Origin of the sequence: Ancylobacter sp. 3268 (assembly GCF_031456575.1) — a bacterium.
Taxonomy (GTDB): Bacteria; Pseudomonadota; Alphaproteobacteria; order Rhizobiales; family Xanthobacteraceae; genus Ancylobacter.
The window spans coordinates 213,481-231,860 of record NZ_JAVDUX010000001.1 but is presented as its reverse complement, the minus strand read 5'-3'; the positions used below and the strand labels follow the sequence as shown (position 1 = coordinate 231,860).

Annotated in this window: 20 protein-coding genes; 16 read left to right on the top strand and 4 right to left on the bottom strand. The window is 68.1% G+C overall.

All coding sequences use genetic code 11. The features are described 5' to 3' along the window. The first annotated feature begins 2 nt into the window (after positions 1–2). The 8 genes from J2X65_RS01105 to J2X65_RS01070 all read left to right on the top strand — a co-directional run bounded on the left by J2X65_RS01105 (position 3) and on the right by J2X65_RS01070 (position 7,971). Positions 3–656 (top strand): amino acid ABC transporter permease, encoded by a 654-nt coding sequence (locus J2X65_RS01105; RefSeq protein ID WP_310196778.1) that lies wholly within the window; start codon positions 3–5, stop codon positions 654–656. Then, positions 640–1,368, top strand: a complete 729-nt coding sequence (locus J2X65_RS01100) for an amino acid ABC transporter ATP-binding protein (RefSeq protein ID WP_310196774.1) — start codon at positions 640–642, stop codon at positions 1,366–1,368. Before J2X65_RS01105 ends, J2X65_RS01100 begins: the two co-directional genes overlap by 17 nt. Positions 1,369–1,420: 52 nt before the next feature. Continuing rightward, positions 1,421–2,221 carry a transporter substrate-binding domain-containing protein gene (locus J2X65_RS01095; protein WP_310196772.1) on the top strand — a complete coding sequence of 267 codons (801 nt, stop codon included), beginning with the start codon at positions 1,421–1,423 and terminating at the stop codon, positions 2,219–2,221. A gap of 110 nt (positions 2,222–2,331) precedes the next feature. After that, positions 2,332–3,342 carry a zinc-binding alcohol dehydrogenase family protein gene (locus tag J2X65_RS01090; RefSeq protein WP_310196769.1) on the top strand — a complete coding sequence of 337 codons (1,011 nt, stop codon included), beginning with the start codon at positions 2,332–2,334 and terminating at the stop codon, positions 3,340–3,342. A 4-nt stretch (positions 3,343–3,346) separates the two neighbouring features. Next, positions 3,347–4,870 carry an altronate dehydratase family protein gene (locus J2X65_RS01085; protein ID WP_310196765.1) on the top strand — a complete coding sequence of 508 codons (1,524 nt, stop codon included), beginning with the start codon at positions 3,347–3,349 and terminating at the stop codon, positions 4,868–4,870. 238 nt (positions 4,871–5,108) lie between these two features. Beyond that, entirely contained in the window at positions 5,109–5,465 is a 357-nt protein-coding gene (locus J2X65_RS01080; protein WP_310196762.1) for a winged helix-turn-helix domain-containing protein, read from the top strand. A 230-nt stretch (positions 5,466–5,695) separates the two neighbouring features. Continuing rightward, on the top strand, positions 5,696–7,045 hold the full coding sequence (locus tag J2X65_RS01075) for a DUF3300 domain-containing protein (protein WP_310196759.1): 1,350 nt from the start codon (positions 5,696–5,698) through the stop codon (positions 7,043–7,045). An 11-nt stretch (positions 7,046–7,056) separates the two neighbouring features. Further along, positions 7,057–7,971: a DUF2950 domain-containing protein gene (locus J2X65_RS01070; protein WP_310196757.1), complete on the top strand. Its 915-nt coding sequence runs from the start codon at positions 7,057–7,059 to the stop codon at positions 7,969–7,971. A gap of 75 nt (positions 7,972–8,046) precedes the next feature. Here the strand turns inward: J2X65_RS01070 and J2X65_RS01065 are convergent, their stop codons facing one another. Genes J2X65_RS01065 through J2X65_RS01055 form a run of 3 tightly spaced genes read right to left on the bottom strand, consistent with a single transcriptional unit; the run spans position 8,047 to position 11,336 of the window. Continuing rightward, positions 8,047–9,660 carry a DHA2 family efflux MFS transporter permease subunit gene (locus J2X65_RS01065; RefSeq protein WP_310196754.1) on the bottom strand — a complete coding sequence of 538 codons (1,614 nt, stop codon included), beginning with the start codon at positions 9,658–9,660 and terminating at the stop codon, positions 8,047–8,049. Then, positions 9,657–10,835 (bottom strand): HlyD family secretion protein, encoded by a 1,179-nt coding sequence (locus tag J2X65_RS01060; protein WP_310196751.1) that lies wholly within the window; start codon positions 10,833–10,835, stop codon positions 9,657–9,659. Before J2X65_RS01060 ends, J2X65_RS01065 begins: the two co-directional genes overlap by 4 nt. 12 nt (positions 10,836–10,847) lie before the next feature. Then, positions 10,848–11,336, bottom strand: coding sequence for a helix-turn-helix domain-containing protein (locus tag J2X65_RS01055; RefSeq protein ID WP_310196748.1), 489 nt, complete (start codon positions 11,334–11,336; stop codon positions 10,848–10,850). A 205-nt stretch (positions 11,337–11,541) separates the two neighbouring features. Between J2X65_RS01055 and J2X65_RS01050 the strand changes: the two genes are divergently transcribed. The 6 genes from J2X65_RS01050 (at position 11,542) to J2X65_RS01025 (ending at position 16,067) form a co-directional block, all read left to right on the top strand. After that, complete coding sequence (locus J2X65_RS01050) at positions 11,542–11,955, top strand: VOC family protein (protein ID WP_310196745.1); 414 nt, start codon at positions 11,542–11,544, stop codon at positions 11,953–11,955. A 12-nt stretch (positions 11,956–11,967) separates the two neighbouring features. Then, positions 11,968–13,053: a sialidase family protein gene (locus J2X65_RS01045; RefSeq protein ID WP_310196742.1), complete on the top strand. Its 1,086-nt coding sequence runs from the start codon at positions 11,968–11,970 to the stop codon at positions 13,051–13,053. An 11-nt stretch (positions 13,054–13,064) separates the two neighbouring features. Beyond that, complete coding sequence (locus tag J2X65_RS01040; protein ID WP_310196739.1) at positions 13,065–13,385, top strand: MoaD/ThiS family protein; 321 nt, start codon at positions 13,065–13,067, stop codon at positions 13,383–13,385. A gap of 26 nt (positions 13,386–13,411) precedes the next feature. Continuing rightward, complete coding sequence (locus J2X65_RS01035) at positions 13,412–13,783, top strand: YciI family protein (RefSeq protein ID WP_310196736.1); 372 nt, start codon at positions 13,412–13,414, stop codon at positions 13,781–13,783. Further along, a complete protein-coding gene (locus tag J2X65_RS01030) occupies positions 13,783–15,039 on the top strand; it encodes an RNA polymerase sigma factor (RefSeq protein WP_404977650.1) in 1,257 nt (418 codons plus the stop codon). Before J2X65_RS01035 ends, J2X65_RS01030 begins: the two co-directional genes overlap by 1 nt. 203 nt (positions 15,040–15,242) lie before the next feature. Continuing rightward, positions 15,243–16,067: a lytic murein transglycosylase gene (locus tag J2X65_RS01025; RefSeq protein ID WP_310196731.1), complete on the top strand. Its 825-nt coding sequence runs from the start codon at positions 15,243–15,245 to the stop codon at positions 16,065–16,067. Between the two features lie 133 nt (positions 16,068–16,200). Here the strand turns inward: J2X65_RS01025 and J2X65_RS01020 are convergent, their stop codons facing one another. Beyond that, entirely contained in the window at positions 16,201–17,088 is an 888-nt protein-coding gene (locus tag J2X65_RS01020; RefSeq protein WP_310196728.1) for a LysR substrate-binding domain-containing protein, read from the bottom strand. Between the two features lie 88 nt (positions 17,089–17,176). Between J2X65_RS01020 and J2X65_RS01015 the strand changes: the two genes are divergently transcribed. Both J2X65_RS01015 and J2X65_RS01010 read left to right on the top strand, forming a co-directional pair. After that, entirely contained in the window at positions 17,177–17,605 is a 429-nt protein-coding gene (locus J2X65_RS01015; RefSeq protein ID WP_310196723.1) for a CidA/LrgA family protein, read from the top strand. Continuing rightward, on the top strand, positions 17,583–18,290 hold the full coding sequence (locus J2X65_RS01010; protein ID WP_310196720.1) for an LrgB family protein: 708 nt from the start codon (positions 17,583–17,585) through the stop codon (positions 18,288–18,290). Before J2X65_RS01015 ends, J2X65_RS01010 begins: the two co-directional genes overlap by 23 nt. Positions 18,291–18,380 lie beyond the last annotated feature (90 nt).

The window sequence follows — 18,380 nt, the reverse complement described above, 5'->3', positions numbered from 1 at the left end:
CGATGCCGAGTTTCAGCCTCGTACACCTCGAATTCCTCGGCTGGGCGGCCATGTGGACGCTCGGCCTGTCCGCCATCGCCTTCATCGGCGGCGGCCTCGTCGGCTTCGCGGTGGCGCTGATGCGCATCTCCCCGTTCCGTGGGGTGCGCTACGCCGCCATTGTCTACATCCAGGTCGTGCAGGGCACGCCGCTGCTGATCCTGCTGTTCCTGATCTATTTCGGCATCGCCATCGTCGGCTTCCAGGAAGTCCCGGCGCTGATCGCCGCGGGCATTGGTCTCACGATCTATTCCTCCGGCTTCCTCGCCGAGATCTGGCGCGGCTGCCTGGAATCGGTGCCGAAGACCCAGTGGGAGGCCGCCGAGTGCCTGGCGCTCACCCCCTGGCAGCGCATGACGCGGGTGATCCTGCCGCAGGCGATGCGCATCGCCACCCCGCCGACGGTCGGGTTCCTGGTCCAGATCGTCAAGAACACCTCGCTCGCTTCAGTGGTCGGCTTCGTCGAACTCGCCCAGGCCGGCAAGCTCATCAACAACTCGATCTTCGAGCCCTTCACCGTCTTCATGGTCGTGGCGGCGATCTATTTCGCCATCTGCTTCCCGCTCTCGACCTGGAGCCGGCGGCTGGAAAGGAAGCTCAATGTCAGCCGTCGTTAAACTCTCGAACGTCCACAAGAGCTTCGGCACCAACAAGGTGCTGGACGGCGTCTCCTTCGAAGTTGGCCGCGGCGAAGTCGCCGCCGTTATCGGCCAGTCCGGCTCCGGCAAGTCCACCGCCCTGCGCTGCATCAACGCGCTGGAGACCATCGATGGCGGCACCATCGACGTGTGCGGCCATGCCGTCCACGACGCCAAGCTTGACCGCCGCTCACTGCGCCGTGACGTGGGCATCGTGTTCCAGAGCTACAATCTGTTCCCGCATCTCACCGCCGAGCAGAACATCATGCTGGCGCCGACCTGCGTGAAGAAGAAGTCGAAGGCAGAGGCGCGCGAGCTCGCCCATGACGTGCTGCGCCGCGTCGGGCTGGCCGAGAAGGCCGATCATTTTCCCGAACAGCTCTCCGGCGGTCAGCAGCAGCGCGTCGCCATCGCCCGCTCGCTCGCCATGCAGCCGAAGCTGATGCTGTTCGATGAAGTCACCTCGGCGCTCGATCCGCAGCTCACCGGCGAGGTACTGAAGGTGATGGAAGACCTCGCCCGCGGCGGCATGACGATGATCCTCGTCACCCACGAGATGGCCTTCGCCCGCAAGGTCGCCAGCCAGGTCGTCTACATGCATAAGGGCAAGGTCTGGGAGACCGGCCCGGGCTCCATGCTGGACAAACCCAAAACCGCCGAGCTCGCCGACTTCGTCGGCAGCGGCCTCTGACATTCACCGCCGCCGACGCCACGGCCGCATCCGCAATTCCAAGGAGGAAACCATGAACCGCCGCACATTCCTGACCGCCACCGCACTTGCCGGCCTTGCCGGATCCTTCGCACTGCCTCACGCGGCGAGCGCCGATACGCTGGAAGACATCAAGAAGCGCGGCAAGCTTCTGGTTGCCATCGACCTTGGCTCGCCGCCTTTCGGCCTGGCCGATGCGCAGATGCAGCCCACCGGCTCCGACGTCGAGAGCGCACGGCTGCTTGCCGCAGATCTCGGCGTGCCGCTGGAAATCGTGCAGGTGACGAGCCCCAACCGCGTGCCCTTCCTGCTCACCAACAAGGCCGACATCGTCATGGCCTCCTTCTCGGTGAACGAGGAGCGCAAGAAGGTGATCGACTTCTCCAACGCCTACGGCGTGATCCAGATCGTCGTCGCCGCCCCGAAGGGCACCACGATCAAGACCGTTGACGACCTAGCCGGCAAGCGCATCGGCACCACGCGCGGCTCGACCAACGACAAGGAAGTCACCAGCCAGATCAAGAATGCCGAGATCGTCCGCTATGACGACGACGCGACGCTGATCACGGCGCTGGTGTCCGGCCAGGTCGATGTGATGGGCTCCTCGCCGCAAGTGATGGCGGCGGTGAACCAGCGTCGTCCGAACGACCCGCTCGAGACCAAGATCGTCCTGAAGACCAATCCTTACGCCATCGGCCTGCGCAAGGGCGACGAGGCGCTGCGCACCCGTTTGAACGAGTGGATCGCCAAGGACCTCGCCAGCGGCAAGCTGCGCGAGATCTATGTAAAGTACAACGGCGTGCCACTGCCGGAGACCCTGCCGGCGACCAACTGACGAGCCTCCCGACTGCGGCCCGGCGACCCGGGCGATGAGCTCCCAAACCGGGCCGCGTCTTCTTCTAGCCTTCTGTTTGGCAAAATGCCTGCTCTGGAAAGCGTACTGCAATGAAAGCCCTGATCTGCGATGAACCCGGCCGCCTGTCGATCATCAGCCGTCCCGACCCGATGCCGGGTCCGGGCGAGGCGTTGATCCGCATTCGCCGCGTGGGCATCTGCGGTACGGACTTCCACATCTATCAGGGCAAGCATCCCTTTCTCGAATACCCCCGCATTATGGGCCACGAACTCTCCGGCACCGTGGAAAGCGCGCCTGAGGGCAGCGGTCTCGCCAAGGGCCAGAACGTCTATATCGTGCCCTATCTCTCCTGCGGCACCTGCCTCGCCTGCCGGAAGGGCGTGAACAATGCCTGCATGAACATCAACGTGCTGGGCGTGCATCGCGATGGTGGCATGGCCGAGTTTCTCTGCGTGCCGGTCGGCAATGTGGTGCCGGCGGGCTCCGCCTCCATCGACGAGGCGGCGATGATCGAATTCCTCGCCATCGGCGCCCATGGCGTCAAGCGTGGCGGCATCACCCCCGACGACCGCGTACTGGTGGTGGGTTCCGGCCCCATCGGCATGTCGGCGATCATCTTCGCGAAAGCACGCGGCGCACACGTCACGGTGATGGACCTGCGCGAAGATCGCATCGCCTTCACCATCAACGAGCTTGGCGCCGACCAGATGCTGCTCGCCGACACGCAGGCCGAAGAGACCGCCAAGCGTCTGACCGGCGGCGACTTCTACGACGTGGTGATCGACGCCACCGGCAATGCGACGGCGATGCAGCGCGGCTTCGGCTTCCTCGCCCATGCCGGCCGCTACGTGCTGGTGAGCGTGGTGCGCACCGACATCACCTTCTCCGACCCGGAGTTCCACAAGCGCGAGGCGACACTCTTCGCCAGCCGCAACGCCCAGGCCGACGATTTCGCCGAGGTCGTCAGGCAGATGGAGGCCGGCAAGGTGCCGACCAAGGCGCTCAACACCCATCGCGGCCCGCTGATCGACGGCCCGAAGCTGTTCGATGCCTGGCTGAAGCCGGAAGCCGGTGTGATCAAGGCGATATTGGAAGTCTGACGCGATGACCGTCCCGCGTATCCTTCGTCTCAACGACGCCGACAATGTCATCATCGCCGTCGACAAGCTCGCGGCGGGCGCGGAACTGCCTGACGGCGTCGCGGCCGGCCGGATGATCCCCAAGGGCCACAAGGTGGCTTCGCGCGCCATTCCCAAGGGCGAGGCGATCCGCAAATTCGGCCAGGTCATCGGCTTCGCCAAGAACGACATCCCGGCGGGCGAATGGGTGCACGAGCACAATGTCGTGCTGCACGATTTCGAACGGGATTATGCCTTCGCCACCGAGGCGAAGCCGGATTCCGGCTTGAGGCCCGGCGAGTTGCCGGCCACTTTCGAGGGCTTCCGGCGCGCCGATGGGCGGGTGGGCACGCGCAACTATATCGGCATCCTCTCCTCGGTGAACTGCTCGGCGACGGTAGCCGACTTCATCGCCGATGCCGTCACCCGCTCCGGCATTCTCGCCGATTATCCGAACATAGACGGCGTCGTCGCCTTCACCCACGGCACCGGCTGCGGCATGGCCTCCAAGGGCGAGGAGTTCGACATCCTCGCCCGCACCCAGTGGGGCTATGCCAGCCACCCGAATTTCGCCTCGATACTGGTCGTCGGCCTCGGTTGCGAGGTGTTCCAGATTCCGCGGATGATGAAGGAATACGGCATCGTCGAGGGGCCGCATTTCCAGACCCTGACCATTCAGGAAAGTGGCGGCACCCGTAAATCGATCGAAGCTGGCGTCAGCAAAATCAAAGAGATGCTGGCCGACGCTAACGCGGTCAGCCGCACCACGGTGCCGGTCTCCGAGCTGACCCTCGCTTTGCAATGCGGCGGCTCCGACGGCTATTCCGGCCTCACCGCCAATCCGGCGCTGGGGGCGGCGGTTGACCTGCTGGTGCGGCATGGCGGCACCGCCATCCTCTCCGAGACGCCGGAGATCTTCGGCGCCGAGCACTTGCTCACCCGCCGCGCCGAGAGCGAGGAAGTCGGTCGCAAAATCGTCGATCTCATTGATTGGTGGACGGAATATGCCGCGCGCACGGGCGGCGAGCTGAACAACAATCCCTCCCCCGGCAACAAGGCGGGCGGGCTCACCACCATCCTGGAGAAATCACTGGGAGCGGTGGCAAAGGGGGGCACCTCGACCTTGCGCGGCGTCTATCGCTATGCCGAGAAGATCGATCGCAAGGGTTTTGTCTATATGGACACCCCCGGCTACGATCCGGTCGCCGCGACCGGTCAGGTGGCCGGTGGGGCCAATATGCTGTGCTTCACCACCGGGCGCGGCTCGGCCTATGGCTGCAAGCCGACTCCCTCGGTGAAGCTCGCCACCAACTCCGACCTCTTCGCCCGGATGGAAGAGGACATGGACATCAATTGCGGCGATATCCTCGACGGCGTGTCCATCGAGGAAAAGGGCCGGGAGATTTTCCAGCTGGTGCTGGACATCGCCTCCGGCCGGCGCTCGAAGTCCGAGCTGCTCGGCTATGGCCGCAACGAATTCGTGCCCTGGCAGATCGGCGCGGTGATGTAGCGCCGGCTCCGCGGCGGCAGATGCGCCGCCGCGGCCTCGCTATCGCGAGGTCAAGAGCCTCGGCACCCTAGGCGCATTGCGGCCTGGCCCGCTCGCCCCGCGGGTCGCGACACCATGCCCGGGATACGGCATTTGACGCCGCCGCGTTGACGGGCATGCTGGTCCCGCGCCGCGCCTGTGATCCGTCGTTGGCGGCACGCACCGCCACCGAATGTCGACCCGCTGGACCGCCGCAATCATGGCCTCGCTTTCCATCCGCATCGACCTCGATCCCGATGGACGCATCGGGCCCGGCAAGATCGCCCTGCTCGAGGCCATCGTTCGCACCGGCTCGATCTCAGCCGGCGGCCGCGCGATGGAAATGTCCTATCGCCGGGCCTGGGATCTCGTCGATGAGCTCGGCCGGCTCTTCGGCGAGCCGGTCATCGTCTCGCAGACCGGCGGCAAGCATGGTGGCGGCGCCCGGCTCACTCCCTTCGGCGAGCAACTCATCGAAAGCTACCGGCTGATCGAACGGCTCGCCACCGCCGCCGCGCAGCCGCATCTCGACGCATTGCAGGCGCAGGCGGCGCAAAGACCGGCCGCCGCCGACTGATCGCAAGGCGGGGCCACACGGGGCGAGAGCCGCCACGCACCGCGCAGCGCACCAAAAGGGGCGTAAAAACTGCGAATCTTCGGCATTCATGTTGCGCCGCATAAACAGAAATCCCGCAACGACTGCAAAATGCGGGCTTTTACGCTTTCCACTCGGTTGATCCACCTTCAAGATGAGTAATGGTCTTGCAGCCATGAATGCCGCCGCATCCGGCGTTCCAGGAGGTTGGCATGAGTTGGGATTCGAGGGCTCTGCTAAGGTCCGCCGTGCCGGCTGCGCTTTTTGCTTCGATGCTGTTCCTGTCAGGCCTCCCGCTCCACGCGCAGGCACAGAACGCGCCATCAACAGCCCCGGCCGCGCCAGCCGCACCGGAAGCCGCCGAGGCGGATGCACGCTTCACCCAGGAAGAGCTGCGCAAGCTGCTCGCGCCCTACGCGCTTTATCCCGATGATCTGCTCGCCCAGTTGCTGCCGTCCTGCGCCTATCCCATCGAGATCGTCCAATCGGCACGCTGGCTGGACAAGAACAAGGAGGCGGTGGCCAAGGGCGACTTCAGCGGGCTGGATACCCAGGGATGGCAGCCCTCCGTGCTGGCGTTGACGCGTTTCCCGCAGGTGATCGCCAAGCTGAACGAGGATCTCGACGCCACCACCGACCTGGGCGATGCCTTCGTCAACCAGCCCGAGGACGTGGCCGCCATCATCCAGCAATTGCGCAGCGAAGCGCAGAAGAGCGGCGCCCTCACCAGCACGCCGCAGCAGCGGGTGACCGTCGAGGCCCAGGGCGGCAACGACTATATCGTCATAGAGCCGACCGAACCCGGGGTGATCTATGTCCCGAGCTACGATCCCGCCGTGGTGTATGAATCGGGGACGTCCGCCCTCGCCTCCGGCGTGATCGGCTTCGGCCTCGGCGTCGCGGTTGGCGCCGTTGTCGACAATGCCTGGGACTGGGGGCGCGGGTGGGTCTATCCGCCGCGTTGGCCCGGCTATCCCGGCTACCGGCCCGGCGGGCCGGGCAACATCAATATCGGCAATGACATCAATATAGGCAACGGCAACGGCAATATCAGGCCGTGGCGGCCCGACCCCGACCGCTACCGCCCCGGCCAGGGAAGCAAGCCCGGGCTCGCCAAGCCCGGCAATCGTCCCGGTAGCCGGCCCGGCGCGGGATCGCGGCCGGACATTGGCGGGATCGACCGGCCGGCCATCGGCAACCGGCCGGGGGGCGGGCCTGCCGGCGGCGACCGGCCGGCCATCGCCGGCGGCCCGGGACGCCCGGAGGCCGGCCGTCCTGGTGGCCCGAACCGGCCGGCCGCGGGGCGTGCCGATGCGGCAGCAAGACCCGCCGCCCGCCCGGCGCGCCCCACGCCGGCCCAAAGGCCGAGCGCCGCGAGCCGTCCCTCGCCACGAGCGCCGGCCCGGCCGAATGCCTTTGCCGACGTGCGTGCCGGCGGCGGCGCGCACGGATACTCACAACGCGGCAGTGTCAGCCGCCAATCGGTGGCTCGGCCGCCGGCGCGCGGCGGTGGCGGCCGCCACGGCGGAGGCGGTGGTCGCGGCGGCGGCGGCAGACGGTGAGGGAGGGTGCCATGAGACATTATCGGACGCTGCTGCTCGCGGGTTCCCTCTTCGGTGCCGCACTGGCGCTGACACAGCCGCTCGCGGCGCAGCAGAGCTTTCCCACGCCGGAAGCCGCTGCCGCAGCGCTGGTGGAGACGGCCCGCCAGACCGGACACCAGGATCTCGACAAGATCTTCGGACCCGGCGCGAGCGACCTGCTGGCCTCCGGCGACGAGAAGGCCGACCGCCAGCGGCTCGATGCCTTTCTCGATCTCGCCGCCAAGGGCGTCAGCATCGTCGACGGCCCGGATGGCGAAAAGGTCCTGGCCTTCGGCACGGTGGGCTGGCGCTTCCCGATCCCGCTCAAGCAGACCGGCGGGGCGTGGTCCTTCGATCTCGCCGCCGGGCGGCAGGAGGTCATCGACCGCGAGATCGGCCGCAACGAGATCACCGCCATCGGCGCCTGCGCCGACTATATCGCTGCGCAGAAGGAGTATTTCGCCTCGCTGCACGACGACCAGCCGGTGCAGCAATATGCCCGCCGCTTCATCAGCACGCCGGGCCGGCGTGATGGGCTGTACTGGGCACCCGAGACGCCCGACGACCGCAGCCCGCTCGGCGACCATATCGCCGCGGCGGCGCTGGAGCGCGTCGCCGATGCCGGCAAGCCGCGCGCCTATAATGGCTATATTTATCGCATCCTGACCCGGCAGGGACCGGCGGCGCCGGGCGGCGCCTACAGCTACCTGGTCAATGGCCGTCTGCTCGCCGGCTTCGCCATGCTGGCCTATCCCGAGCGCTGGCAGGAGACCGGCATCATGACCTTCCTGTGCGACCAGCGCGGTCAGGTCTATGAGCGGAATCTCGGCCGGGAGACCGCAAGCGCGGCGGCGAGGATCAATGTCTTCGATCCCGGCGAGGGCTGGAGCCGCGTCGGCGACTAGCGACCGCGCGGCCTGGGCCGGACATCGCAGGCAGCGCCGCCCGGAGCACCGACGCGGACGCGGCGGCGGCGCAGGTCAATGCGCGTCGGCGGATGGCCCCCTGGGCGGCGCCACCTTGCGCATCAGCGGCACCATGGCGGTGGCCAGCACGAAGCAGATGAAGATGACCGCGAAGGCATCCGACAAGGTCATCACCAGCGCCTCGCGATAGACGAGCGACCAGAGCTGCTTCAATGCCGCATCCTGCCCGCGCGTCGCATCGCCGCCGAGAACCAGGGCGTGATGACGCCCCACCTTGTCGAGGAAGGTCGCCAAGGCGTCGTTGGCCGGCGTCAGGCGCTCGGCGATGCGCAGGAAATGCAGGTTGGTTCGATCGTTGAGGATGGTGCCGCAGGCGGCGATGCCGATGGCGCCGCCGAGATTGCGCATGAGATTAAACAGGCCGGAGGCCAGCTTCAGCTTGTCGGGCGCCAGCCCCCCGAGCGTCAGCGTCACCGTGGGGGCGACGGCGAATTGCTGGGCGAAGCCGCGCAGCGCCTGCGGGAACAGGAGTTCGCGCCAGCCCCAATCATGGGTGATCGGGGTGAAGCTCCACATGCTCAGACCGAACAGCGCCAGACCCAGCATCATCAGCCAGCGCAGATCGAAGCGCCGGGCGCAGAAGGTGTAGACCGGGATCGACAGCACCTGGAAGATGCCGGTGGAGAACACGGCGAGGCCGATCTCCAACGCGCTGAAGCCGCGCACCCGGCCGAGGAAGACCGGCGTGAGGTAGATGGTGGAGAAGATGCCGACGCCGGTGACGAAGGAGAAGAAGCAGCCCAGCGCGAAGTTCCGGCTCTTCAGCGCCGTCAGGTCGACGATCGGATGGGCGGCGGCCAGGGTGCGCCAGACGAAGCCGATGCCGGCGACCGCCGCGATAAAAGCGGTGGTGCGCAGGGTGGCATCCTCCATCCAGTTCCAGCGCGGCCCCTCCTCCAGCGTGTATTGCAGGCATCCGAGGAACAGCACCATCAACACGATGCCGGGATAGTCGGCGGTCCTGAGCAGTGCCGGCTCCGGCGTATCGATCCGCACCATCAGCGGCACCACCACGGCGACGAACACGCCGGGCACCAGATTGACGAAGAACAGCCAGTGCCAGGAATAGTTGTCGGTGATCCATCCGCCGACCGTGGGGCCGAGCGTCGGTGCCAAAGACGACAAGGCGCCGATGGTCGCCGCGGCCACCACGACCTTCCGACCCGGAAAGAACGCGAAGGCGGTGGTGAAGACGGTGGGGATCATCGAGCCGCCGAGGAAGCCCTGCAGCGCCCGGAAGGCGATCATGCTCTCGATGTTCCACGCCCAGCCGCACAGCAGGCTGGTGAAGGTGAACCCCGCGGCGGAGGCGCAGAACAGCCAGCGCGTCGACATCACCCGCGCCAGGAAGCCCGACAGCGGGATGACGATGATCTCGGCGATCAGATAGCTGGTCTGCACCCAGGCGACCTCGTCCTGGCTGGCCGACAGCCCGCCGCCAATATCGCGCAGCGAGGCGGAGACGATCTGGATGTCGAGCAGGGCGATGAAGAAGCCGACGCACATCACGGCGAAGGCGAACACCTTGGCGCCGTCGGAAAGCTGGTTGCCGCCGGGGCGGACCGCCGCCTGGGTCGCCGCTCCCGCCACGACGCGCGCCGTGCTCATGGGTGTTCGGCCGCGACCACGGCCGCCGCGCCGGCCTGCGCCTCGCCCAGTTTTGCCTCGCCCGCCGCTGCGCCGCGCCGGTCGACTTCCGCCGTGACCGAGAGGCCGGGCCGCAGCACCGCCAGATGCGCGGCATCGCCGTCCAGCAGGATACGGACGGGGACGCGCTGCACGATCTTGGTGAAGTTGCCGGTGGCGTTCTCCGGCGGCAGCACGCTGAACTGCGCGCCGGTGGCAGGGGCGAGGCTCTCCACCCGTCCGCGGAAGACCTCGCCCGGCAGCACGTCGGCGGTGACGAGGGCCACCTGGCCCGGATGCAGCCCAGCCAGCTGGCTTTCCTTGAAGTTGGCGTCCACCCACAGGCCGCGGGCCGGCACCACCGAAAGCAGCGCCGCACCGGCATTGGCATAGGCGCCGACGCGGGCGCTGCGGTTGCCCACCACCCCGTCTATGGGCGCGCGCAGCTGGGTGAAGCCGACATTGAGCCGGGCGATGTCGCGATCCGCCCTGGCCTGATCCAGCGCCGCCTCTGCCTGCCGCTTCTGGCTGTCGATCACCTCGATCTGCCGCCGCGCCGCCTCGAGAGCCGCCGCGGCGCGCTGCTCGCCGGCATTGGCCTTTTTGAGATCGGCATCCGCCTGCTCGAAGCGCTGCTGCGAGGCATATTGCGCCGAGGACAGCTGATGATAGCGGTCGAAATCCGCGCGGGTGCGGGTGGTCTCCGCCTGCGCCGAGGCAAGCTCCGCCTCGGCCTGCATCACCAGCGCCTGCTGGAGCGCGCGTGTCGCATCGAGATTGCCGATGGCGGCCTGCTGCGCGGCGACGCTCGCCTCGGCGCGGGCCAGCGCGGCGCGATAATCGCGATCGTCGATGCGCACCAGCAGGTCGCCCGCATGCACCGCCTGATTGTCGCTCACCGCCACCTGGTCGATGAAGCCCGGCACCTTGGGGGCGATGACCGTCACCTCGCCGCCGACATAGGCGTCGTCGGTGCTCTCCAGGAACCGAGCCGTGGTCCACCAATGGCGCCCATAGGCGCCCCCTCCCAGGATCAGCGCCCCAAGGGCCACGCCGGCCAGCAGCCGCTTGAGACTGAAGCGACGCGCGATCACCGGCAGCGAGCCGGGGTGGCCGCTCTCGGCCAATCCGCTGTTTCGTTCGGCAACCTCGCTCACGACGGGTGCTCCCTAGAGGACCGGAGGGTCGGAGAGCCGGCGCCGCAACCGCTCGTCGGCGGCCGGACCGGGGACGGCGCGGACCCGCATCTCCGCGATCGGCCGGCCCGTCGCCCGGTCGCAGAGGATCGGCTCGACCGCCTCGCCGCTTTCGCGGTCGATCAGCTCGACGCTTCGGCCCTCCGTCGCGAACTGCCGATTGCCCCAGGCGAGCAGGCTGAGCAACACCGGACGGAAATCCCGTCCGCGGTCGGTCAGCACATATTCGTAACGCGGCGGCCGCTGCATATAGGGCCGCTTCTCCAGCAGCCCGGCCTCCACCAGCGCGGCCAGCCGCCGCGACAGCGTGTTGGTGGCGACGCCGAGGCTCGCCTGGAACTCATCGAAGCGGGACAGGCCATAGAAGGCGTCGCGCAGGATGAGGATGCTCCACCACTCCCCCACATGCTCAAGGCTGCGGGCGATGGGGCACTGCATGTGGCCGAAGCTTTTGCGTTCCATGGCGCGCTTGTAATCCACTAACTTTCATTATGCAAGTTAGTGGATGCGGCCGAGGCGGCGCCCTGCTCCGGAGGCCGGACACGAACCGCACAAAAAAATCCTGCCGCGATGTCGGAGTAAGCTGGCTTGGCTCGTCCTCGCCTCATCGGCGCCGGCCCGCGCGGCTGCAGCGCCGATGCGAGGGGATCGACCAGGGAGCGACATCATGAACGTGCAGGCCTATCTGATGTTCAACGGCCTCACCGAAGAGGCCATCGCGTTCTACAAGACGGCGATCGGTGCGCAGGTCACCGCGCTCATGCGGTTCAGCGACGCGCCGGAGCCGCCGCCGCCCGGCATGGTTCCGGAGGGCTGGGACAACAAGATCATGCACTCCAGCTTCAAGGTCGGGGACGCCGAGCTGATGGCCTCGGATGGCTGCCAATCCGACGAAGCCGGCTTCAGCGGCATTTCGCTGGCGCTTTCGGTCGCCTCTCCCGAGGAGGCGGAGGTGAAATTCGCCGCCCTTTCCGAAGGCGGCGAGGTGACCATGCCGCTGGCCAAGACGTTCTTCTCGCCGGCTTTCGGCACGCTGACCGACCGCTTCGGCGTGTCGTGGATGATCGTCACCAACGAGTAGCGGGAGGGCACCATGGCGAAGCAGGTTTTCCTTCTGGTCGGCACCCGCAAGGGCGCGTTCATCCTCGAAAGCGACGCTGCGCGCCGCTCCTGGGAGGTGCGCGGCCCGTTCTGCGAGACCTGGCCGACCAATCATGTCGTCGGCGATCCGGCGAGCGGCACCATCTATGCCGGCGGCGGCAATGAGTGGTTCGGCCCGGCGGTGTGGAAGTCGACCGATTTCGGCGCCAGCTGGACGCATTCGAGCCAGGGCCTCGCCTATGAGGCGGGACAGGCGCCGGTAAAGGCGGTCTGGAGCCTCGCCGCCGGCGGGGATGGCAGCCTCTATGCCGGCGTCGAACCGGCCGGGCTGTTCCGCAGCGCCGATGGCGGCGAAAGCTGGAGCCATCTCGACGGGTTGCAGAAGCACCCGACGCGGCCGGAGTGGAACCCCGGCGGCGCCGGGCTGATCCTGCACTCGCTGGTGCTCGATCCCGCGGACGCAAGCCGGATCTGGGTCGGCATCTCCGCCGCCGGCGTGTTCGCCACGCAGGATGGCGGCGCCAGCTGGGAGACCCGCAACCGCGGTACCCGCGCCGATTTCATGCCCGAGGGGCAGAACTATCCCGAATTCGGCCAGTGCGTGCATTGCCTCGTCATGGCGCCGGGGGGCGGCGAGCGGCTCTACCAGCAGAACCATTGCGGCATGTACCGCTCGGACGATGGCGGGCGGGTGTGGGAGAGCATCGAGACCGGCCTGCCCTCCTCCTTCGGCTTTCCCGCCGCCGCGCATCCGCGCGACCCGGACAGCCTCTACCTCATCCCGCTGAACGGCGACATCAAGGGCCGCTTCATGCCGGAGGGCAACACCGCGGTGTGGCGCACCCGCGATGCCGGGCGCAGCTGGCAGGCCCTGCGCGCCGGCCTGCCGCAGGGCGGCGCCTATTTCAACGTCTTGCGCCAGGCGATGGCGACCGACACGATGGAGCCGGCCGGGGTCTATTTCGGCACCAATGCCGGCGGGCTCTATGCCAGCATCGACGAGGGCGAAAGCTGGGATTGCGTCGCGCCGCATCTGCCGACCATCACCTCGGTCGAGACGCTGGTGATCGAGCGCTAGGGAGCGTTGCCATGGGCGAGGACACGCTAAGGGAACGACCAGGCGAAACTCCGCAACCGGCGCAGGCGCCGGTGCTGGTGCGCCTGCCGCCGCATCTGGTGGTGCTGTTCCCCGGCGCTCCCCGGCTGGTGGCGCTGGTCGCGGGCAGCGTCGCCGAAATGGTGGACGGACTCGACGCCCGCTGGCCCGGCATGCGCGAGCGGCTCTGCGACGAGACGCCGGCGATCCGCCGCCACATCAATGTGTTCGTCGACGGGCGCCGCGCCCGCCTGTCGACCCCGCTTGCCCCCGGCGCGGACGTCTTCGTGATCACCGCCATCAGCGGCGGCTGACCTCCGGGCACATCGAAAGGCCACACATGCTCTACGCCCTGCTCTGCTACCATCAGGAAGACGTCGTCTGCGCCTGGACCAAGGAGGAGGACGACGCGGTGATGCGCAAGCTCGCCGTGGTGCAGGAACGACTTGCCAGGGAAGGCAAGCTCGGCCCGGTGGCGCGGCTGCTGCCGACCACCGCCGCCACCACGCTGCGCAAGGACCAGGACCCGCCCTTAGTGCTGGACGGCCCGTTCGCCGAGACCAAGGAGCAGTTGCTCGGCTTCTACCTCCTCGACTGCGCCGATCTCGAGGAGGCGCTCGGCATCGCCCGCGAGCTCGGCGCGGCCAATCCGGGCGGTTCCTACGAGATCCGCCCGGTCGGCCTCTTCCATGATGGCGGGGCGCGGCCATGATGGACGAGGCGCGCTGGATCGGCACCACGCTTGCCGCCGCGCGCCCGCAGGCGCTGGCGGCGCTGCTGCGCTATTTCCGCGACCTCGACCTTGCCGAGGAGGCGTTCCAGGAGGCCTGCCTGCGGGCGCTGCGGAGCTGGCCGCAGAACGGGCCGCCGCGCGATCCGGCCGCCTGGCTGATCCTCGTCGGCCGCAACGTCGCGCTCGATTCGGTACGGCGGCGAGCCAAGCAGACCGACCTGCCGCCGGAAGACGCGCTCTCCGACACCGGCGACGCCGAGGCCGAGATCGCCGAGCGCATCGACGGCTCGCACTACCGCGACGACGTGCTGCGGCTGCTGTTCATCTGCTGCCACCCCGACCTGCCGGCGACACAGCAGATCGCGCTGGCGCTGCGCATCGTCTCCGGGCTGTCGGTGCGGCAGATCGCCCGCGCCTTCCTGGTAACCGAGGCGGCGATGGAGCAGCGCATCACCCGCGCCAAGGCGCGCATCGGCAGGGCCCAGGCGAGCGGCACCGGCGTGCCGTTCGAGGCGCCGGGTCCGGTGGAGCGCGCCGAACGGCTCGGCGCCGTCGCGGCGATGATCTATCTGGTCTTCAACGAGGGCTACTCCGCCGCCGGCGACACCTCCGGCGCCCGCGAGGCACTGTGCGAGGAGGCGATCCGGCTCGCCCGGTTGCTGCTGCGTCTGTTCCCGGCCGAGCCGGAGATCATGGGGCTGGCGGCGCTCATGCTGCTCCAGCACGCCCGAGCCGGTGCCCGATTCGATGCCGATGGCGCGGTGATCCTGCTCGATCATCAGGACCGCCAGCTGTGGAACGCCGCGATGATCGCCGAAGGGCTGGCTTTGCTCGACAAGGCGGTGCGCCATCGTCGTCCCGGCCCCTATCAGGTGCAGGCGGCGATCGCGGCGCTGCATGCGCGCGCGCCGACGCCCGAGGACACCGACTGGGCGCAGATCGACCTGCTGTACGGCACGCTGGAAATCATGCAGCCTTCGCCGGTGGTGACGCTCAACCGCGCGGTGGCGGTGGCGAAGCTGCGCGGGCCGCAAGCGGCGCTCGCCATGGTCGAGCCGCTCGGCGACGCGCTCTCGGGCTATTTCCACTATCACGGCCTGCGCGGCGCGCTGCTGATGCAGCTCGGCCGGGCAAGGGAGGCGCGCGAGGGCTTCATGACCGCTATCGGCCTCGCCGGCACGGCGGCGGAAGCCGACCATATCCGCATCCATCTGGACGGCATGGACAAGGGCTGAGCCACCTATGCGCGCCGGTCCTTGACTAGCCGGCCGGCGCGGAAACCGCAGCCAGGGCTCCGCCGAGCGGGACGACATCGGCAACCGCGCGCGGGGCGGCGTTCACCTTGTCGCTCGATTGCGTGCCGACGAACCACCTGCCCGCCTTGCGTGCATGCACCGGCCCTGCCTAGATTAGCCCGGCAAACCAATGGGGTGGCTGCATGTTCCCGCGTTTCGACTGGCAGGCCGCGCTGACGCGCGGCTCTCTCGTTTTCACGCTGCTCTCGGCGCTGGCGGCGCCGGCTCTGGCCGCCCCCTGCGGCGATGACGGTGCCGGCTTCGCGGCCTGGCTGAGCGACTTCCGCAAGGCCGCGGCGGCGCAGGGCATCTCCCCTCGCGCCCTCGCCGCGCTCGACGGTGCGAAATACGATACCAGCGTCATCCGGCTCGACCGCAACCAGAGGCATTTCTCGGTCAGTTTCGAGGAGTTCATCGCCAAGAGGGTCAGCGCGGGGCGGATCTCACAGGGCAAGGCCAAGCTGAAGCAGCATGCCGACCTCCTCGCCCGCATCGAAAGCCGCTACGGCGTTCCCGGCCCGATCCTCGTGGCGATCTGGGGCATGGAGACCGATTACGGCGCCAACCAGGGCAACAAGCCGGTGTTCCAGTCGCTGGCCACGCTGGCCTATGACTGCCGGCGCTCGGAATTCTTCACCGGCCAGCTGCTCGACGCGCTGCGCATCGCCCAGCGTGGCGATCTCTCCATCGGCGAGATGCGCGGAGCCTGGGCCGGTGAACTCGGCCAGACCCAGTTCATGCCCACCTCCTATGTGCGCTTCGCGGTGGATTTCGACGGCAATGGCCGTGCCGACCTGATCCGCAGCCCCGCCGACGTGCTGGCCTCCACCGCGAACTATCTGCGCGGCTATGGCTGGAGCGGCAAGTCGTGGGAGAACGGCGCCAATGCCGGGGCGCTGGCCGGCTGGAACAAGGCCGGCGTCTACCAGAAGGCGATCGCCTACTTCGCCACTCGGCTGGTCAACTGAACCGGAGCATTTTCGAGCGAATTGGCTGCCGGTTCGCGTGAAGAACATGCATAGAAACAACAATCTAGAGCGCCCGGTGAACCCCGTTTCACCGGAAGCGCTCTAGCTGCACCCGGCGCCGACCGGCCTCCGCTCAGGAGGCGCGGCCGTGCTCCTCGCGCACCAGGGCGAGCCAGGCTTTCGCCGCCTCCGAGAGAAACGCGCCTCGGCGCCAGACCATCGCCATCACCCATTCCGTGCCCGGCTCGTCGAGCAGCACCTGCCGCACCGCCGGGGCCGAACGCTGCTCGGCGATCAGGCGCGGCAGGAAGGCGACGCCGAGCCCCGCCGCGACCAGCTGCACCATGAAGTCGATCTGGCTGCTGCGCGCCACCACGTCGGGCTCGAAACCGGCCCGGCGGGCGGCATGGAGGATGATGCGGTTCAGCGTGAAGCCGCTGTCGAACAGGATAAGCGGCGTTTCCCTCAGATCGTCCATGGTCAGGCGGCGGCGCGCCCCCAGCGGATGCGCCGCCGGCAGCAGCGCCACGAGCGGCTCGCTGCCGACTTCCTGCCACTCGAACTCCGGCGCGGCCGGCAGCAACATGCCGGCGAAATCGATCTCGCCGGCCCGCAGGCTTTCCTCCAGCTGGTCGCTGCCATGCTCGACGAGCCGGACCTCGATGCCCGGATAGCGACGGCGATAGACGGCGAAGAGCGGCGCGAACAGCGTCGCGCTGCCGACCGGCGGCAGGCCCAGCTTCAGCACGCCGCGCTTCAGGCCGCGAATCTCGTCGAGCTCGGCGAGAAGATCCTCGCGGTCCGCCAGCAGCTTGACGCCACGGCGATAGACCACCTCGCCCACCGGCGTCAGCACGCTGCGATGACCGATGCGATCGAGCACCGGCGCCCCGATCTCGTCCTCCAGCTGCTTCACCGCCTTGCTCACGGTGGACTGGGTGGCGAACACCGTCCTGGCGGCCTGGGAGAAGCCTCCCTGCCGAACGACTTCGACAAAGGCGCGGAGCGTGCGGAAATCCATGATCATTCCTTGATGGAATATTCTTTAGTCAGTCAATTCATTTTCATCATAGTCCGGCAGACCCTACATAGGGGGCGAGAGGTATGTCATGTCCGCCCCTGCCCCCGCCCGCACCGTTACAGCCCATATCATCCGCACCGTGCGCCACAGCGCGCCGCTGCAGGTCGGGCTGGTGATCGGCTATTGGCTGGCGGGCGAAGCGCTGGTGCGGCTGCTCGGCCTGCCGCTGCCCGGCGGCATCGTCGGGCTGGTGATCGTGCTGGCACTGCTCGCCAGCCGGCGCCTCAAGACGCAGAGCATGCGACGCGGGGCACAGTGGCTGCTGGCAGATATGCTGCTGTTTTTCGTGCCGGCGGTGCTCGCCGTGCTCGACCATCACGAATTGCTGGGGCTGACCGGGCTGAAGATCCTGTTCGTCATCCTGCTCAGCACGGTCAGCGTGATGGTCGCAACCGCCTTCACCGTCGACCGGTGCTATCGCTGGAGGGCCGCACATGGTGCATCCGCTCCTCGCTGAGGCAGCCGGCCGCATCCTGCTCTGGTCGGTCGTCACCATCGGCTTCTACTGGGGCGCCAAGCGGCTTTATCGCCGCTGGCCGCACTGGTGGCTTTCGCCGCTGACGGTGACGCCGGCGCTGATTGCCCTGGTGGTGCTGGCGCTGCACGCCAGCTATCGCGATTATATCGGCGGCACGCGCTGGCTGGTGCTGCTGCTCGGCCCGGCCACCGTCGCTTTCGCGATCCCGATCTACCAGCAGCGCGACCTCATCCGCCGGCACTGGCCGGTCCTGCTGGTCGGCATGCTCGTGGGCAGCGGCACCTCGGTGCTGACCAGCTGGGGATTGGCGACGCTGGTGGGGCTCGACGGGGCGCTACGGCTCAGCCTGCTGCCGCGCTCGATCAGCACGCCCTTCGCGATGGAGGTGTCCGGCGGCATTGGCGGCATTCCCGATCTCACCGCCGTCTTCGTCGTGGTCACCGGCATCGCCGGCGCCGCGATCGGCGATATCATCCTGGCGCGGATGCCGATCGCCACCGCGCTCGCGCGCGGCGCCCTGTTCGGCCTTGGCGCCCACGGCGCCGGCACCGCTCGGGCGCACCAGATCGGCGAAACCGAGGGCGCCGTCGCCGGGCTGGTGATGGTGCTGGTCGGCCTGCTCAACGTGCTGGCCGCCCCGCTCGTCGCCCATCTGCTGCGATAGGCTTCAACGCCGGGACCGCGCCCCGACGCCGACGCTGGCGGCCGTCTTCCGAAGCAACCTCTCCCCCGAAAGACGGCCGGCGCCGCCGCC

Excerpts from the sequence above, each read along its gene's own strand:
- J2X65_RS01105 (WP_310196778.1), top strand. The coding sequence starts at position 3 with ATGCCGAGTTTCAGCCTCGTACACCTCGAATTCCTCGGCTGGGCGGCC.
- J2X65_RS01100 (WP_310196774.1), top strand. The coding sequence starts at position 640 with ATGTCAGCCGTCGTTAAACTCTCGAACGTCCACAAGAGCTTCGGCACC.
- J2X65_RS01095 (WP_310196772.1), top strand. The coding sequence starts at position 1,421 with ATGAACCGCCGCACATTCCTGACCGCCACCGCACTTGCCGGCCTTGCC.
- J2X65_RS01090 (WP_310196769.1), top strand. The coding sequence starts at position 2,332 with ATGAAAGCCCTGATCTGCGATGAACCCGGCCGCCTGTCGATCATCAGC.
- J2X65_RS01085 (WP_310196765.1), top strand. The coding sequence starts at position 3,347 with ATGACCGTCCCGCGTATCCTTCGTCTCAACGACGCCGACAATGTCATC.
- J2X65_RS01080 (WP_310196762.1), top strand. The coding sequence starts at position 5,109 with ATGGCCTCGCTTTCCATCCGCATCGACCTCGATCCCGATGGACGCATC.
- J2X65_RS01075 (WP_310196759.1), top strand. The coding sequence starts at position 5,696 with ATGAGTTGGGATTCGAGGGCTCTGCTAAGGTCCGCCGTGCCGGCTGCG.
- J2X65_RS01070 (WP_310196757.1), top strand. The coding sequence starts at position 7,057 with ATGAGACATTATCGGACGCTGCTGCTCGCGGGTTCCCTCTTCGGTGCC.
- J2X65_RS01065 (WP_310196754.1), bottom strand. The coding sequence starts at position 9,660 with ATGAGCACGGCGCGCGTCGTGGCGGGAGCGGCGACCCAGGCGGCGGTC.
- J2X65_RS01055 (WP_310196748.1), bottom strand. The coding sequence starts at position 11,336 with ATGGAACGCAAAAGCTTCGGCCACATGCAGTGCCCCATCGCCCGCAGC.
- J2X65_RS01050 (WP_310196745.1), top strand. The coding sequence starts at position 11,542 with ATGAACGTGCAGGCCTATCTGATGTTCAACGGCCTCACCGAAGAGGCC.
- J2X65_RS01045 (WP_310196742.1), top strand. The coding sequence starts at position 11,968 with ATGGCGAAGCAGGTTTTCCTTCTGGTCGGCACCCGCAAGGGCGCGTTC.
- J2X65_RS01040 (WP_310196739.1), top strand. The coding sequence starts at position 13,065 with ATGGGCGAGGACACGCTAAGGGAACGACCAGGCGAAACTCCGCAACCG.
- J2X65_RS01035 (WP_310196736.1), top strand. The coding sequence starts at position 13,412 with ATGCTCTACGCCCTGCTCTGCTACCATCAGGAAGACGTCGTCTGCGCC.
- J2X65_RS01030 (WP_404977650.1), top strand. The coding sequence starts at position 13,783 with ATGGACGAGGCGCGCTGGATCGGCACCACGCTTGCCGCCGCGCGCCCG.
- J2X65_RS01025 (WP_310196731.1), top strand. The coding sequence starts at position 15,243 with ATGTTCCCGCGTTTCGACTGGCAGGCCGCGCTGACGCGCGGCTCTCTC.
- J2X65_RS01020 (WP_310196728.1), bottom strand. The coding sequence starts at position 17,088 with ATGGATTTCCGCACGCTCCGCGCCTTTGTCGAAGTCGTTCGGCAGGGA.
- J2X65_RS01015 (WP_310196723.1), top strand. The coding sequence starts at position 17,177 with ATGTCCGCCCCTGCCCCCGCCCGCACCGTTACAGCCCATATCATCCGC.
- J2X65_RS01010 (WP_310196720.1), top strand. The coding sequence starts at position 17,583 with ATGGTGCATCCGCTCCTCGCTGAGGCAGCCGGCCGCATCCTGCTCTGG.